The organism is Streptosporangium canum (genome assembly GCF_900113865.1).
Taxonomy (GTDB): Bacteria; Actinomycetota; Actinomycetes; order Streptosporangiales; family Streptosporangiaceae; genus Streptosporangium; species Streptosporangium canum.
On the sequence record NZ_FOQY01000006.1, the window covers coordinates 232583 to 246730 of the forward strand.

12 protein-coding genes and 1 tRNA gene are annotated in these 14148 nt (G+C 68.5%); 4 read left to right on the forward strand and 9 right to left on the reverse strand.

Annotated elements, in window-relative coordinates; translation table 11 throughout:
* Nucleotides 1-545 precede the first annotated feature (545 nt).
* Nucleotides 546-1100, forward strand: coding sequence for a DUF4352 domain-containing protein (locus tag BM085_RS11765; protein ID WP_245789266.1), 555 nt, complete (start codon nt 546-548; stop codon nt 1098-1100).
* Between the two features lie 62 nt (nt 1101-1162).
* On the opposite strand, the gene BM085_RS11770 is transcribed toward BM085_RS11765, so the two are convergent.
* The 6 genes from BM085_RS11770 to BM085_RS11795 form a co-directional block, all read right to left on the reverse strand.
* Nucleotides 1163-1933, reverse strand: coding sequence for an ABC transporter ATP-binding protein (locus BM085_RS11770; RefSeq protein WP_093887032.1), 771 nt, complete (start codon nt 1931-1933; stop codon nt 1163-1165).
* Complete coding sequence (locus tag BM085_RS11775) at nt 1923-2726, reverse strand: ABC transporter ATP-binding protein (RefSeq protein WP_218158695.1); 804 nt, start codon at nt 2724-2726, stop codon at nt 1923-1925. Before BM085_RS11775 ends, BM085_RS11770 begins: the two co-directional genes overlap by 11 nt.
* Before the next feature lie 8 nt (nt 2727-2734).
* The gene (locus tag BM085_RS11780) at nt 2735-3904 is read right to left on the reverse strand and encodes a branched-chain amino acid ABC transporter permease (RefSeq protein WP_093887033.1); all 1170 of its coding nucleotides are present in this window, start codon (nt 3902-3904) and stop codon (nt 2735-2737) included.
* The gene (locus BM085_RS11785) at nt 3901-4869 is read right to left on the reverse strand and encodes a branched-chain amino acid ABC transporter permease (RefSeq protein ID WP_093887034.1); all 969 of its coding nucleotides are present in this window, start codon (nt 4867-4869) and stop codon (nt 3901-3903) included. The genes BM085_RS11780 and BM085_RS11785 overlap by 4 nt, the downstream gene beginning before the upstream one ends.
* Nucleotides 4870-5026: 157 nt before the next feature.
* Complete coding sequence (locus tag BM085_RS11790) at nt 5027-6199, reverse strand: branched-chain amino acid ABC transporter substrate-binding protein (RefSeq protein ID WP_245789267.1); 1173 nt, start codon at nt 6197-6199, stop codon at nt 5027-5029.
* A gap of 362 nt (nt 6200-6561) precedes the next feature.
* Nucleotides 6562-7161: an ANTAR domain-containing response regulator gene (locus BM085_RS11795; RefSeq protein ID WP_093887145.1), complete on the reverse strand. Its 600-nt coding sequence runs from the start codon at nt 7159-7161 to the stop codon at nt 6562-6564.
* Between the two features lie 115 nt (nt 7162-7276).
* On the opposite strand from BM085_RS11795, the gene BM085_RS11800 reads away from it, so the two are divergent.
* The 3 genes from BM085_RS11800 (at nt 7277) to BM085_RS11810 (ending at nt 8897) form a co-directional block, all read left to right on the forward strand.
* Nucleotides 7277-7359, forward strand: a tRNA-Leu gene (locus tag BM085_RS11800).
* Between the two features lie 109 nt (nt 7360-7468).
* Nucleotides 7469-8236: a helix-turn-helix domain-containing protein gene (locus BM085_RS11805; RefSeq protein WP_093887036.1), complete on the forward strand. Its 768-nt coding sequence runs from the start codon at nt 7469-7471 to the stop codon at nt 8234-8236.
* Nucleotides 8237-8324: 88 nt separating this feature from the next.
* Nucleotides 8325-8897 carry a GNAT family N-acetyltransferase gene (locus BM085_RS11810; protein ID WP_245789268.1) on the forward strand — a complete coding sequence of 191 codons (573 nt, stop codon included), beginning with the start codon at nt 8325-8327 and terminating at the stop codon, nt 8895-8897.
* A gap of 256 nt (nt 8898-9153) precedes the next feature.
* On the opposite strand, the gene pyk is transcribed toward BM085_RS11810, so the two are convergent.
* The 3 genes from pyk to BM085_RS11825 form a co-directional block, all read right to left on the reverse strand.
* Entirely contained in the window at nt 9154-10584 is a 1431-nt protein-coding gene (gene pyk, locus BM085_RS11815) for a pyruvate kinase (RefSeq protein ID WP_093887037.1), read from the reverse strand.
* A gap of 169 nt (nt 10585-10753) precedes the next feature.
* Nucleotides 10754-12493, reverse strand: a complete 1740-nt coding sequence (locus BM085_RS11820) for a S8 family peptidase (protein ID WP_093887038.1) — start codon at nt 12491-12493, stop codon at nt 10754-10756.
* 133 nt (nt 12494-12626) lie between these two features.
* Complete coding sequence (locus tag BM085_RS11825; protein ID WP_093887039.1) at nt 12627-14105, reverse strand: glutamate synthase subunit beta; 1479 nt, start codon at nt 14103-14105, stop codon at nt 12627-12629.
* Nucleotides 14106-14148: the final 43 nt, after the last annotated feature.

Below are 14148 nucleotides of genomic sequence, written 5' to 3' on the forward strand. Positions count from 1 at the left end.
CGCATCTCGGACAGCTACCTCAGTGCTGGTGATGCTGCCCCACCTGCATGGCCATGCAGATCACCGATACGACACAATTCGGACAACAACCATGTGCGGAGTCGTCTGATCAATACCCTGTCCGGGGCATAGATCTTGACGCGCCCGTTCATCGAACGGTCAACGACTCCCCTTTGAGCCGACCGTCACGGACTCGAACCGGTTGGGATCGAGTCCCGAAATATGAAAATAGCCTATATCTGCACTTCAGGTGGGTTTCACCTCACCAGCCGGGCGCACCGCAGGCCGGCCGTCGGGGCGAGCCCCCCGCATCCGTGACGCGGACTCGGGGTGGCTGCCCGTTAATTCTTTAAAAATCCGACAAGTCTGACTAATATCCCCTTTCGGCCTGCGGTACGGCCTGACGGCCCCCGGCGACGCCGCCGGACAGCCGTGGCCGCCGCCCCTTGCCGGGCCCGCCCATCGCGGCCGGCGGACGCGCACGCCGCCATCGATTATCACCGGCGCATTGAATTCGGCGGCCGGACTCGGTTACGTTGCTCGATGTGCGCAACCCCCTAATAAGGTTCGCCGGTGCCGCCTTGTCCGGCGTGCTCCTCACCGGCTGCACCGGGACCGGCCAGCCGCGCTCCGCCGCCCCCTCGGCCACCCCCACCTACGAGCTGGCCCCGCGCCCGGTCCGCCCCGGCGAGCGTCCGGTCCACGCCGCACCCGTGACCGACGGCGACGGCCGCTTCCAGGTGATCGGCCTGCAGACGGGCCTGAGCGTCCTGTTCGGCACCCACGCCGAATGGCCGGCCAAAGGCCAGTACGTGGTCGTGCGCATCGTCGTGGAGAACCCCGCCCGCGCCAACTCCGGGTTCGACGCCAAGCGGCAGAAGCTCATCACCGCCGACGGCGCGGCCTACGGCATCGACAGGTTCGCGCAGGCCACCAAACGCCAGCCCGACACGCTCCCCCTCGGCGCCGGGGTCAGGGTCGAGATGGACCTGTGGTTCGACATCCCCAAGGAGGCCAAGGTCGCCGCGGTCCGGCTGTTCGGCGACCCGCCACTCGGCGTCCGCGGAAGCACCGATGGCGTCGAGGTCCCCCTGGCCTGACGTCGGCGGGCCCGTCCCGCGCGGATGCGCGGGACGGGCCCGCCGACGTCACTCGCTACGGCTCACGCCTGCTCGCCCGGCACGTCGCGGCTCTCCGCACCGTCCCGCTCCTGCGGCGCGTCGTGACCGAGACCGCCGCCGAGATAGGCGGCCTGCACGTCGGGGTCGTCGAGCAGATCGGCGGCGGGCGCGCTCTTGACCACCTTCCCGGTCTCCAGCACATAGGCCCGGTGGGCGAGCTTCAGCGCCTGCTGGGCGTTCTGCTCCACCAGCAGCACCGTGGTGCCCCGGCGGTTGATCTCCTCGATGATGGAGAAGATCTGCTGCACCATCAGCGGTGCCAGGCCCATCGACGGCTCGTCCAGCAGCAGCACCTTCGGCTTGGCCATCAGCGCGCGCCCGATGGCCAGCATCTGCTGCTCGCCGCCCGACATCGTGCCGGCCATCTGCGTCCTGCGCTCGGCCAGGCGCGGGAACAGCTCGAAGACCTCCGCCAGATCGGCGGTGAAGTCCCCGGAGCGCGTGTAGGCGCCCATGAGCAGGTTGTCGTACACCGTCATGCCGGGGAAGACGCCCCGGCCCTCGGGCGCCTGCCCCAGGCCCGCGATGACCCGCTTGTGGCCGGGCAGCTTGCTGATGTCCTTGCCGTCGAAAGTGATGCTGCCCGACGACAGACCGCGCAGGCCCGAGATCGTCTTCAGGGTCGTGGTCTTGCCCGCCCCGTTCGCTCCGATGAGCGTGACGATCTCGCCCTCGTTCACCTCGACCGAGATGCCCTTGAGCGCCGCGATCTTGCCGTAGTGGACATGGATGTCCTTGATCTCAAGAAGCATCTGCGGGAGCCCCCAAATACGCCTCGACGACCCGGGGGTCGTTCCGCACCTCGTCCGGCAGACCGTCGGCGATCTTCTGGCCGAAGTCCAGCACCGCGATGCGGTCGCTGATGCCCATGATGAGGCTCATGTCGTGCTCGATGATCAGAATCGTCCGGCCGGCATCCCGGATGTCCCGGATCAACTGCTGCAGCGCCACCTTCTCCGCCGGGTTCATACCGGCGGCCGGCTCGTCCAGCAGCAGCAGCTTCGGCTGGGTCGCCAGCGCGCGGGCGATCTCCAGCCGGCGCTGGTCACCGTAGGGCAGGTTCTTCGCGTGGTCGTCGGCGCGATGGGAGATGCCGACGAAGTCGAGCAGTTCCATCGCCAGCGCGCGGCCCTCACGCTCGGCCTTGCGGTGCCAGGGAAGCCCCAGCGCCACGCTGACCATGCCCGAGCGGTGATGCGCGTCCGCGCCCACCATGACGTTCTCGATGGCCGTCATGTTGTGGAACAGCCGGATGTTCTGGAACGTACGGGCGACTCCCCGCTTGGTGATCTTGAAGCGCTTGACGCCGCTGATCTTCTCGCCCTCGAAGCGGACCTGCCCCTCCGTCGGCTGGTAGACACCGGTGATCACGTTGAAGATCGTGGTCTTGCCGGCGCCGTTCGGGCCGATGAGAGCGAAGATCTCCCCCTCGTTGATGGTGAAGTTGACATCCTTCAGCGCCGTGACGCCGCCGAAGCGCATCACGACCCCCTGCATCTCCAGCATCGCGCGGGCACTGCGCTCCTGGCCGGCCCCTGCGCTCATCTCGGCGCTCACTTGGAGGCCACCTCCTCACCACGCGACTCCGGCCCGGGCACCTCGGCACCGAGCGATCCCATCCCGCCTGTTCCCTCTTTCAGCTCCGCCTTGCGTTGACGCGACGGCAGCAACCCCTCAGGCCTGAAGATCATCAGCGCCACGAGCACCGCACCGAAGATCAGCATGCGGTATTCCTGCAGGCCGCGGAAGCGCTCGGGCAGCCATGCCACCACGAACGCACCCAGCATGACGCCCGGCAGGTTGCCCGCGCCACCCATGACCACCGCGGCCAGGATCGTCGCCGACAGCAGGAACTGGAAGTCGTTCGGGTTGAGCGAGATGACCTTGGAGGCCCACAGCACGCCCATCGCGCCACCGATCGAGGCGCCGATGGCGAACGCCAGCATCTTGAACCGGAACGTCGGCACGCCCATGACCTCGGCCGCGTCCTCGTCCTCGCGGATCGCCGCCCACGCGCGCCCGACCCGGCTCTTCTCCCAGCGCTTGACCAGGATGATCGCGACGACGGCCAGCGCGACCAGCAGGTAGTAGTAGGGCCGCGGGTCCAGCACGCCGTACTTGAAGATCTTCACCCCGAGGAGCTCGTAGACGTCGACGCCGAAGATGTTCAGCTCGTCGATGCTCGGGGGGTGCGGGATGCCGCGGATGCCGTTGGGGCCGCCGATCGCGTCGGTGTTGCGGGCGGTGATACGGATGATCTCACCGAAGCCCAGCGTGACGATCGCCAGATAGTCGCCGCGCAACCGCAGCGTCGGCCCGCCCAGAGTGATGCCCGACAGGGCGCAGATCCCGATGCCCACCACCAGGATCAGCCAGAAGTTCCAGCCGAGCCTGGTGCCGATCAACGCCATCGCGTAACCGCCCACGGCGTAGAAGGCGACGAAGCCGAGGTCCAGCAGGCCCGCCTGTCCGACGACCACGTTCAGGCCGATGGCCAGGACCACATAGGTGCCGATCGGGAAGAACAGGATGCTCGCCCAGTCGGTGTAGGGCGACATGAAGCCGCCGATGCTCTCCGACGGCAGCAGCAGGGCTCCGACGATCAGAGCGACGTAGAGGATCCATCGCTGCCAGCCGGGCGTGTTCAGCCAGCGATCGTGCATGGTGTCGCCGTACTGACCGAGCCGGTGACGGATGCCTGCCAGGGAATTCTTCTGGTTCATGCGCGCGCCTGCTGGAGTGATTCACCGAGAATTCCGGTGGGGCGGAACATCAGGACCAAGACGAGGATGGTGAAGGAGATCACGTGCTTCCAGTCGGAGCCGAAGAAGATGGCTCCGTAGTTCTCCACCAGGCCGAGCACGACCCCGCCGACCAGCGCACCCCGCAGGTTGCCGATGCCGCCCAGGACCGCCGCGGTGAACGCCTTGATACCGAAGAGGAATCCGATGTAGTAGTTCGTGTTCTCATACGAGATCAGGTAGAGCGCACCGGCCACGCCGGCCATACCGCCACCGATGAAGAACGTCATCCGGACGATCCTGTTGATGTCGACGCCCATCAGAACCGCCGCCTCGGGGTTCTGCGCGGTGGCGCGGATACCACGGCCGATCTTCGTACGGTTCACGAGCGCGTCAAGCGCGATCATCATGCCGATCGCCGCCACGATCACCAGCACCTGGTCGACGCGGACCGAATGACCGAAGATCGAGAAAAGCTCGGTCCGCTCCATCAGCCGGGGCAGGCCCATCTGGATACGGCCCTGCTGCGGACGGTTGAAGACCTCCGGGATCACCAACAGGGCGAACAGCTCCTGCAGGAAGATCGAGGCGCCGATCGCGGAGATCAGAGCCGCGAGCCGGGAGGCCCCGCGCTTGCGCAGCGGCCGGTAGGCGATCCGCTCCAGGGCGATCGCGGTGCCCGCGGAGGCCAGCATGCCGGCCAGGATCATCGCGATGATCACGCCCACCAGGGCGAGACCCGTGAGCGCCGAGTTGATGCCGAGCACGAAAGGGACGAACATCGCCCCGAAGGTTCCGATCATGAACACTTCGGAGTGCGCAAAGTTGATCAGCCGCAGCACGCCGTACACCATGGTGTAACCGAGCGCGATCAGGGCGTAGATCGATCCGAAGGCCAAGCCGTCGATCGTGGCCGGCCAGAACTGATTGACGAAGTCATTGAGCACTAGGGGTTACCACTTCTAGCGGGGGTCGCCTGCACTGCCGGTAGCACACCGCTCCCAGCAGGGCCTCGTGGACTCTCTGGAAGAACACGAGGAGCGGGAACCCATCGCGGCGTTCCCGCTCCCGCGCGTCAACTACCTACTGTTCTCAAGATGTCGGCTAGCCCAGCTTGGCCTCGGCGGCCTTGCCGAGCAGCGTGATGGCGCCGTCCTTGACCTGGTACATGTAAATGTCCTTGGCCTCGACCTCGCCGTTAGGGCCGAACTTCACCTGCTTGGAGACACCGGCCAGGTCAACGGTCCCGATGAAGGTGTTGATCTTGTCGGGAGTGGTGTTGCCGGCCTTGATGGCCTCGATGAAGACCGTCGCCGCGTCGTAGCCCTCGGCCGCGTAGATCGACGGGTCGGCGCTGAAGGCGGCCTTGTAGGCGTCGGCGAAGCCCTTCACCTTGGCGTCGGTGACGTCCGGCGTGGCGATGTAGCACGGGCAGCCGACGAGGGCGCCCTCGGCGTTCGGAGCACCCGCGCCGTCGATCAGGCCCCTGTCCAGCGAGCCGTCACCGGAGAAGAACTTCGCGTCCTTCACGCCCTTGTCACGGAGCTGCTTGAGCAGGTTGCCGGCCGCGGCGTAGTAACCGCCGAAGAAGATCGCGTCCGGCTTGGCCGCGGCGACCTTGTTGACCACCGAGGAGAAGTCGCTCTCCGCCGGGTCGAGCGAGTCGTCGGTGACCTTGGCGCCCTTGGTGGCGAGCTGGGCGCGGACCGCGTCGGCCAGGGGCTTGCCGTACTCCGATTTGTCGTCGATCACGAAGACGTTCTTCGCGGCGGCGGCGCCCGCGATGAAGTCCGCGATGCCGGGACCCTGGACGCTGTCGTTCGGCAGAATGCGGTGCCAGAACTTCCAGCCGTTCTCGGCGAGCTTGGTGTTGGTCGCCGAGGCGGTGATGCTGGGGATCTCCGCCTCCTCGAGCACCGGGCCCACCTGGGCCGACTCACCCGAGAACGCCGGGCCGATCATGCTGGCGACCTTGTCGGTCTTGATGGCCTGCTGGGCCAGCGCGACGGCCTTGGAGGGGTCGCCCTGGCTGTCGTACTCCACCAGCTCGACCTTCACGGCCGGGTTGGTCTTGTTGTACTCGTCGATGACGAGCTTCGCACCGTTCCTCGGCGGGATGACGATGCCGGCGTTGGGGCCGGTCAGGTCACCCATGAAGCCGATCTTGACGGTGTCGGAAGCGGCAGCGCTGGAGCCGCCGTCCGCCGGCTTGGCCTCCGTGCCGCCGTCACCACAGGCAGCGAGACCGAGGGTGAGCGCCACACCGGCAGCGAGCACTCCACCGAGGCGAGCAGTCTTAGGCCGCAAGGTTGCCTTCCTTTCACCCGGTCCCGCGTTGGGGCCGAGTTCACAGATGCCCTCCCCTGACGGAGTGGCCAGGGGGTTGTGTCGGTTAGTACAGCCAGCGGATGTTACGGGTCGATACAGTAAGGCCCCCCGTTACCGTTTCGTTACAACACCGATCCTTTTCGGCTACCAGCGGCAAAAGCAATGGTCATTGGCAGCCTGAGGCCCTCTCGATGATCACTCCGAGTACGCGAAAGCCCACGCATCTCCCTTGACCCAAGGCGATGCGCGGGCTTGTCAAGAAGCGGGCCGGGTGCCGTACGGCGCGGCGGAACGCGGCGGGCGGCTCCCCCTCAGGCCCCCTCCGCCTCAGGCGGGCCAGGCGTCCCGTCCACCACGATCTGCGCCACCTGACGCATGCTCAACCTGCGGTCCATCGAGGCCTTCTGGATCCACCGGAACGCCTGCGGCTCGCTCCAGCCGTGCTGCTCCATGAGCCGCCCCTTGGCCCGCTCGACCAGCTTGCGCGTCTCCAGCCGCTCCGAGAGCGTCCCGACCTCGCGCTCCAGCGCGGCGATCTCCTCGTGCCTGCTGACCGCCATCTCGATCGCCGGGACGAGGTCGGACTTGGTGAACGGCTTGACCAGATAGGCCATCGCCCCGGCGTCCCTGGCCCGCTCGACCAGATCCCGCTGCGAGAAGGCGGTGAGGATCAGGCACGGCGCGATCCGCTGCGACACGATCTGCTCGGCGGCCGAGATCCCGTCCAGGATGGGCATCTTCACATCCAGGATCACCAGATCCGGCCGCTGCTCCAGCGCCAGCTTGACCGCGGCCTCCCCGTCCCCGGCCTCACCGACGACGGCATATCCGTCTTCTTCCAGCATCTCCTTGAGATCGAGGCGGATCAGCGCCTCGTCTTCCGCGATCACTACTCGCCGCTGCGTACTCACGAGCAAGAGAGTACCGATGTCCGCTAGATTAGGACCACGCCGGTGCCTGCAACTGATCCAGTTCTGGGTAAGCTCATCACCGGCAGACACAATCCGGACAGATCCGGAAATATCAGCCGGAATGGCGAAATGGCATACGCGGACGCCTCAAAAGCGTCTACCCGAAAGGGTGTGCGGGTTCGAGTCCCGCTTCCGGCACCCATCCCGCAGAGTCCTTCCACCCTGCACGACTCACTCTTCCCTCCAGCCCCTGCTCACCTTCTGTAGCAGGTCGAAAACTGTCGGTGGTCCTTGGCGTGGTTGTTTCATGCACCCCCGCGAAACCGTTGACCGTGCCCTCCGACTCTCCGCACAGGGCCTCATCGACCGTCAGGTAGCCGAGCTCTGCGGTGTATCTCTCAGCGCCGTGCAGAAATGGCGGGCGGGGACCCGCCGCACCAGCGAGGACGAGGACATCAGAAGACACCATTCATGTCCTCGTTGCCATGGGCGGGCGCTCGACTCCGAGGCCTACGCCTATCTACTCGGGCTCTACCTCGGCGACGGCCACATCCTGCTGTGCAAGAAAGGCGTCTATCAACTCTCACTGGCATGCTGTAACACCTGGCCGGGATTGATGGAGGCCGCAGCGGACACCATGGCGACGGTTATGCCCACCTCATCCGTCAGCCGCCGCCGATTCCCGGGCTGCACCGAGGTCAAGAGCTACTCCAAGCATTGGGCCTGCCTGTTTCCTCAGCATGGACCAGGCAAGAAGCACAACCGCCCGATCACGTTGGAAGCCTGGCAGCGGGAGATCGTCGAGGCGCATCCCGGCCGCTTCGTCCGGGGGCTGATGCACTCGGACGGCTATCGCGGGACGAACCGGGTCCGTCGTCACTTCAACGGCAGCGACCACTGGTACGAATACCCGCGCTACCTCTTCGTGAACGAGTCGCGGGACATCCTGGAGCTCTGCGAGGAGGCGCTTGATCTGCTGGATGTGGAATGGCGCCGCTCCAAGCCCAACACCGTTTCGGTGGCCAGGCGGGAGGCTGTCGAGCGGCTGGACGAGTTCGTGGGGCCGAAGTACTGACGGGCCGGTGGGGGCGCGGGGGCCGGGGGTGGGGGTCGAGTAGGTTCCTGGGGAGGAACGAGTCGGGAGTTGACGGCATGGGTGAGCGGTGAGGGGCGCCGAGGAGGATCGCGGCGATGTCGCGGTGAGCTTCCCCGTCGAGCTCCGGCTGAGCGGGCACGGCCTGGTGCTCCGGGAGTGGGCCGACGGGGATCTGCCGGCGATGGTGGGGCTGTTCGACGACCCCGAGGTGGCCTACTGGACGCCGCTGGTCTCGCCGTTCGACCTGAACGCCGCGCAGGTCTACCTCAAGAGGGCCCGGGAGCGGCGGACGGCCGGGCAGCGGGTCCAGCTCGCCATCACCGTCGACGGCCGGGAGCCCCTGGGTGAGGTTCTGCTGATGCTGACCGGGCCGGGCCTGGACGTCGCGGAGATCGGCTACGTCGTGGGGGCCGCGCATCGGGGGCGGGGCCTGGCGGCGCGGGCCGTGCGGGTGATGACGGACTTCGCCCACGACACGGTGGGTGTCGTCCAGTTGCTGCTGGAGATCGAGGAGGGCAATGCCGCGAGCGCGGCGGTCGCGAGCGCGGCGGGCTACCACCTGACCGACGTGCCGCCGATCCCCGGCGAGGACAAGGGCCGCCCGCTGCTCCTGCGGACCTGGGCGTACGGCTACGCGTAGCCGGGGTGGGCGCGACCGGGAGGCGGCCGCGTCCGGCCATGCGGACGAGCATGCCGTCAGGGGGGCTGAGAGCGGCCAGGGCCGTGTCCGCGTGGAGGGCCGCCGGTCGGGCACCGGTCCGGCCTCTGCGCCCGGCACGCGGCCTCGTGGGCGCGGATGTCCCGGCGGCCGCCTCTGCCGTCGCTCTGGTCGATCGTCGGCTGACATACCGGTACGGCCACCGCCCATGAGCGGTGGCCGTACCGTCAGGAGGATCTCAGGCGGGGTGGGAGACCGCCGAGCCGATGGTGTGGACGCGCAGGGCGTTGGTGGAACCGGCGGTGCCGGGAGGCGAGCCGGCGACGATGACGACCTTGTCGCCCTTCTCCAGCCGCGCGTTGGCCAGCAGGGAGGCCTCGACCTGGCGGACCATGTCGTCGGTGTGGTGGACGAACGGCACCTCGAAGGTCTCCACACCCCACGTCAGCGCGAGCTGGCAGCGGACGTGCGGGGAGGAGGTGAAGGCCAGCAGCGGGATCGGCGAGCGGTAGCGCGCCAGGCGGCGGGCGGTCTCGCCGGACATGGTGAACGCGACCAGGGCCTTGGCCCCGACGATGGCGCCGACCTCGGCGGCGGCACGGGCGATGGCCCCGCCGGTGGTCTCCGGCAGCCGGTCCAGGCTGTGGGTGGCCTGCAGCGAGGTCTTCTCCGCGGTGGTCGCGATGCGGCTCATGGTCTGCACGGACTCGATGGGGTAGTTGCCGACCGAGGTCTCGCCGGAGAGCATGACCGCGTCGGCGCCGTCCATGACCGCGTAGGCGACGTCGGAGGCCTCGGCCCGGGTGGGGCGCGGTGCGCTGATCATCGAGTCGAGCATCTGGGTGGCGACGATGACCGGGCGGGCCTTCTCGCGGCAGAGCTCGATGGCGCGCTTCTGGACGATCGGCACCTCTTCGAGGGGCAGCTCGACGCCGAGGTCGCCGCGGGCGACCATGATGCCGTCGAAGGCCTCGATGATCTCGGGCAGCCGCTCCACGGCCTGCGGCTTCTCGATCTTGGCGAGCAGCGGGAGGCGGACGGCCTCCTGCTCCATGATGTTGCGCACCACGTCGGCGTCGGAGGGACGGCGGACGAAGGAGAGCGCGATGAGGTCGAAGCCGGTGCGCAGGGCCCAGCGGAGGTCGGTCTCGTCCTTGTCGGTGAGGGCGGGGGCGCTGACGTTGACTCCGGGCAGGTTGAGGCCCTTGTTGTCGGAGATCATGCCGCCGATGATCACCCGGGTGGTGACGCGCGGGCCGTCGACCCTGGTCACCTCCAGGTGGACGCGGCCGTCGTCGACGAGGATGCTGTCGCCCGGGCGGACGTCCTTGGGCAGGCCGAGGTAGGTCGTGGAGACCTGCTCCCGGTCCCCGGGGACCTCCTCGGTGGTGACGGTGAAGACGTCACCGAAGCCGAGACGGACCGGCCCCTCCTCGAACTTGCCCACCCGGATCTTGGGGCCCTGCAGGTCGGCCAGCACGCCTACGCCGCGGCCGAGCTCGGCGGCGGCCTCCCTCACCCTGTCGTAGACCTCCTTGTGCAGCTCGTGGCTGCCATGGCTGAGGTTGAAACGGGCCACGTCCATGCCCGCGGCGATGAGCTCGCGGAGACGTTCGGGAGAGGAGGTGGCAGGGCCGAGAGTACAGACGATTTTTGCGCGACGGGTCACGGGTCCCACCCTAATTGGTACAGACCACTCGGTTGTTACGTTGGCCGTAGCACCGATGAAAAACTCGGTGACATTACGCTACCTCCGGTGACCCGCAGATGGTGAACCGCCCCTTGCCCCGGAGACTGCGGACCACTCCTGCGCGGGTTCCGCGTCCGGTACGGGGGCCTCAGCGGGTGACGGTGGCGGCCTTGGCGGCGTTGACGACGCCCCTGCCGTAGAAGCCGTTGCGGGACTTGGAACCCTCGCAGACCTGGGGGAACTTCTGGCCCTCGATGCGGTAGACGTGTCTGCGCGGCGAAGGGCAGGACTTCTTGGTGGCGGTGGCGTAGAGCAGGCGCTGGACGTCGGCGGGGGCCATGGTGACACCGCCCTTGCCGGGCTTGCCGAAGCGGCTGAGGAGGATGGCGGCGACGCCGGTGGCGTGCGGGGCGGCCATGGAGGTGCCCGCGAGGTACTGGTAGTAGGCGCAGGTGTCGTCGCGGCAGTCGCGGACGACCGAGGAGTTCTTGGGCCGGCCGTCACGGTCGATCAGGCCCTGGGCGCGGAGCACGTGCTCGGGGGCGGCGGCCAGGATGGTCCTGGTGACGTCGGGGTCCTTGGCGCCGTCGTACTCGTCGCCGCCGGGGGCCGACAGGTCCGTCTGCTCGAGGCCGTAGTCGGAGTAGTAGGCCTTGCGTCCGCTCGTGCCGAGCGCCGACACCGAGATGACGCCCTTGGACTCGGCCGGGACGTTGAGGCAGGAGTTGTCGATCTTGCGGACGCGTGTGGAGTCGGCCGGGTAGTCGGGGCTGGCGGTGTCGTTCTTGGGCCTGCCGAGGTCGGTGAGCTCGTTGCCGAGGGCGCTGATGAGGGTGACGCCGTGCCGGCGGGCGTAGTCCAGCGCGCGCTGCATGCCGGTGATGACCCCGCGCTGCTCCAGCTGTTCGGCCTTGGAGTCGGCGGGGTTGGCCGCGCAGTTGAAAAGCCAGGGGTCGACGTAGTAGCTCATGTTGACCACGTTGATCCCGGCGTCGCCGGCGTAGGTGAGCGCGTCGAGGCTGGGCTTGAGGAAGAATATCCCGGCGTCCTGGCCGGCCCGCAGGTTGACCAGGGTCACCTGGGGGGCGACGCCGGCGACGCCCAGGTCGTTGATCGGCGAGCCGATCGTGCTGGCGACGTGCGTGCCGTGGCCTTCGTCGTCCCAGTCGACCGGGTCCTTGCATCCCTTGAACTCGCAGGGCCCGTCGAAGGTCTGCCCCTTGGAGTCCTTGGGCCGGTCGGTCACGAAGTTGCGGCTGAGCGCGCGGTCGAAGTTCGGCGCGATGTCGGGGTGCCTGCCGTCCACGCCGGTGTCGATGATGCCCACCAGCACCTTCTTGCTGCCGGGCGCGGTGGCGTAGGAGCCGTCGGCGGTGGCGCCGATCATCTTCATGTCCCACTGCCGTCCGGCCAGCGGCTCCTCGTCGTCGGCCAGGACGACCTCCCGGATGTCGGAGGCGCTCGTCCCGGCGGGGACCTCGGAACCGGTCCTGGGGACGGCGGTCGCGGAGCCGGTCCCGCGGCCGGAGGAGACGGCGGTCGTAGTGCCGGTCCCGCGGCCGGAGGAGACGGCGGTCGCGGAGCCGATCCTGCGGTCGGAGGAGACGCCCGCGACGGCGTCGCTGCCGGCGAGGTCCTCGACGAAGCGGGCACCCGGGCCCCTGGCGGCGACGTAGCCGAGTTTGGGCTCGGTGGACAGCGCGGTGCCGCCGCCCGCCCTGATCGCGGCGATCGCCCGGTCCTGTCCGCCGTCGGTGTAGAAGACCAGGTAGTCGCGGAGCTGTCCGGTGGCGTCCGCCGTCCCGCCGGTCAGGGAGCCCACCGTGAGGGTGCCCGTCAGAGCCACCACCGTCGCCGCGCCGGTCAGGCGGCCGCTCCAACGATTCATATATCCCCCGCATCAACCCAGATCAGGAAGAATCATCTTTCAGGGATATAACCTCCACAGCAACCTGAACACTGACTTAGCCCGATATTTCCGGTACAGCGGGCATCGCCGTACCGGAAACACCGTGAGACGGTCAGACCAGCGGCCGGGCCGTGGGCGGGATCGCCACCGGCAGGGCCGTCTGGCCGGTGAGGTGGCGGTCGACCGCCGCCGCGGCCGAGCGGCCCTCCGCGATCGCCCAGACGATCAGCGACTGGCCCCGGCCGATGTCACCGGCGACGAACACCCCGTCCACCGACGACATGTAACCCTTGTCCCGCGCGACGTTGCCCCGCGCGTCGAAGAACTCGCCCGCCGCGACGGCGGCCAGCTCCTCCAGCAGGCCGCCCCTCTCCGGGCCGACGAAGCCCATCGACAGGGTGACGAGCTCGGCGGGGATCTCCCGCTCGGTGCCGGCGATCGGCTTGAAGCCGGTCGCCGGGCCCTCGACCTCGACCAGGCGCAGCGCCCGGACGTTGCCGTCGGCGTCGCCGACGAACTCGGTGGTGGAGACCGCGTAGACCCGGTCGCCTCCGCCCAGGGCCAGCTCCTCGTGGGCGCTCTCCATCTTGAACAGGATGGGGAACGTGGGCCACGGCTGGCTGCCCGGGCGGTCCGCCGGAGGCTGGGGCATGATCTCCAGCTGGGTCACCGACGCGGCGCCCTGCCGGATCGCGGTGCCGATGCAGTCGGCACCGGTGTCACCGCCGCCGATCACGACGACGTGCTTGCCCTCGGCGCTGATCGGCGAGACCGGGAAGTCGCCCTCCTGGACCTTGTTGGACGGCGGGAGATACTCCATCGCCTGGTGGACGCCCTTCAGGTCGCGCCCGGCGACGGTCAGGTCCCGCCACCGGGTCGCGCCGCCCGCCAGGACGACGGCGTCGAACTCCTCGCGGAGCCGGGCCGCGGTGATGTCGACGCCGACGTTGACGCCGGTGCGGAACTCGGTGCCCTCGGCCCTCATCTGCGCGAGCCGGCGGTCGATGTGCCGCTTCTCCATCTTGAACTCGGGGATGCCGTAGCGGAGCAGGCCGCCGATCCGGTCGGCGCGCTCGAACACCACCACGTCGTGCCCGGCCCGGGTGAGCTGCTGGGCGGCGGCCAGGCCCGCGGGGCCCGAGCCGACGACCGCGACCCGCTTGCCGGTCTTCGAGGCCGGGAGCCGGGGGGTGACCCAGCCCTCGTCGAAGGCGCGGTCGATGATCTCGACCTCGACCCGCTTGATCGCCACCGGGTCGGAGTTGATGCCGAGCACGCACGCCGCCTCACAGGGCGCCGGGCACAGGCGGCCGGTGAACTCCGGGAAGTTGTTGGTGGCGTGCAGGCGCTCGATGGCCTCCTGCCAGTCGTCGCGGTAGACCAGGTCGTTCCACTCGGGGATGAGGTTGCCCAGCGGGCAGCCGTTGTGGCAGAACGGGATGCCGCAGTCCATGCAGCGCGCGGCCTGCTTGGTCAGCGCGGGCTTGGGGAAGTCCTGGTAGACCTCCCGCCAGTCGCGGATGCGCACGTCCACCGGGCGGCGCGCCGGCAGCTCGCGTCCGTGCGTGAGAAAACCCTTCGGGTCAGCCATCGGTGTGCCCCCTTATCCCTGAACAGTCTCGTGAACGCGGCCG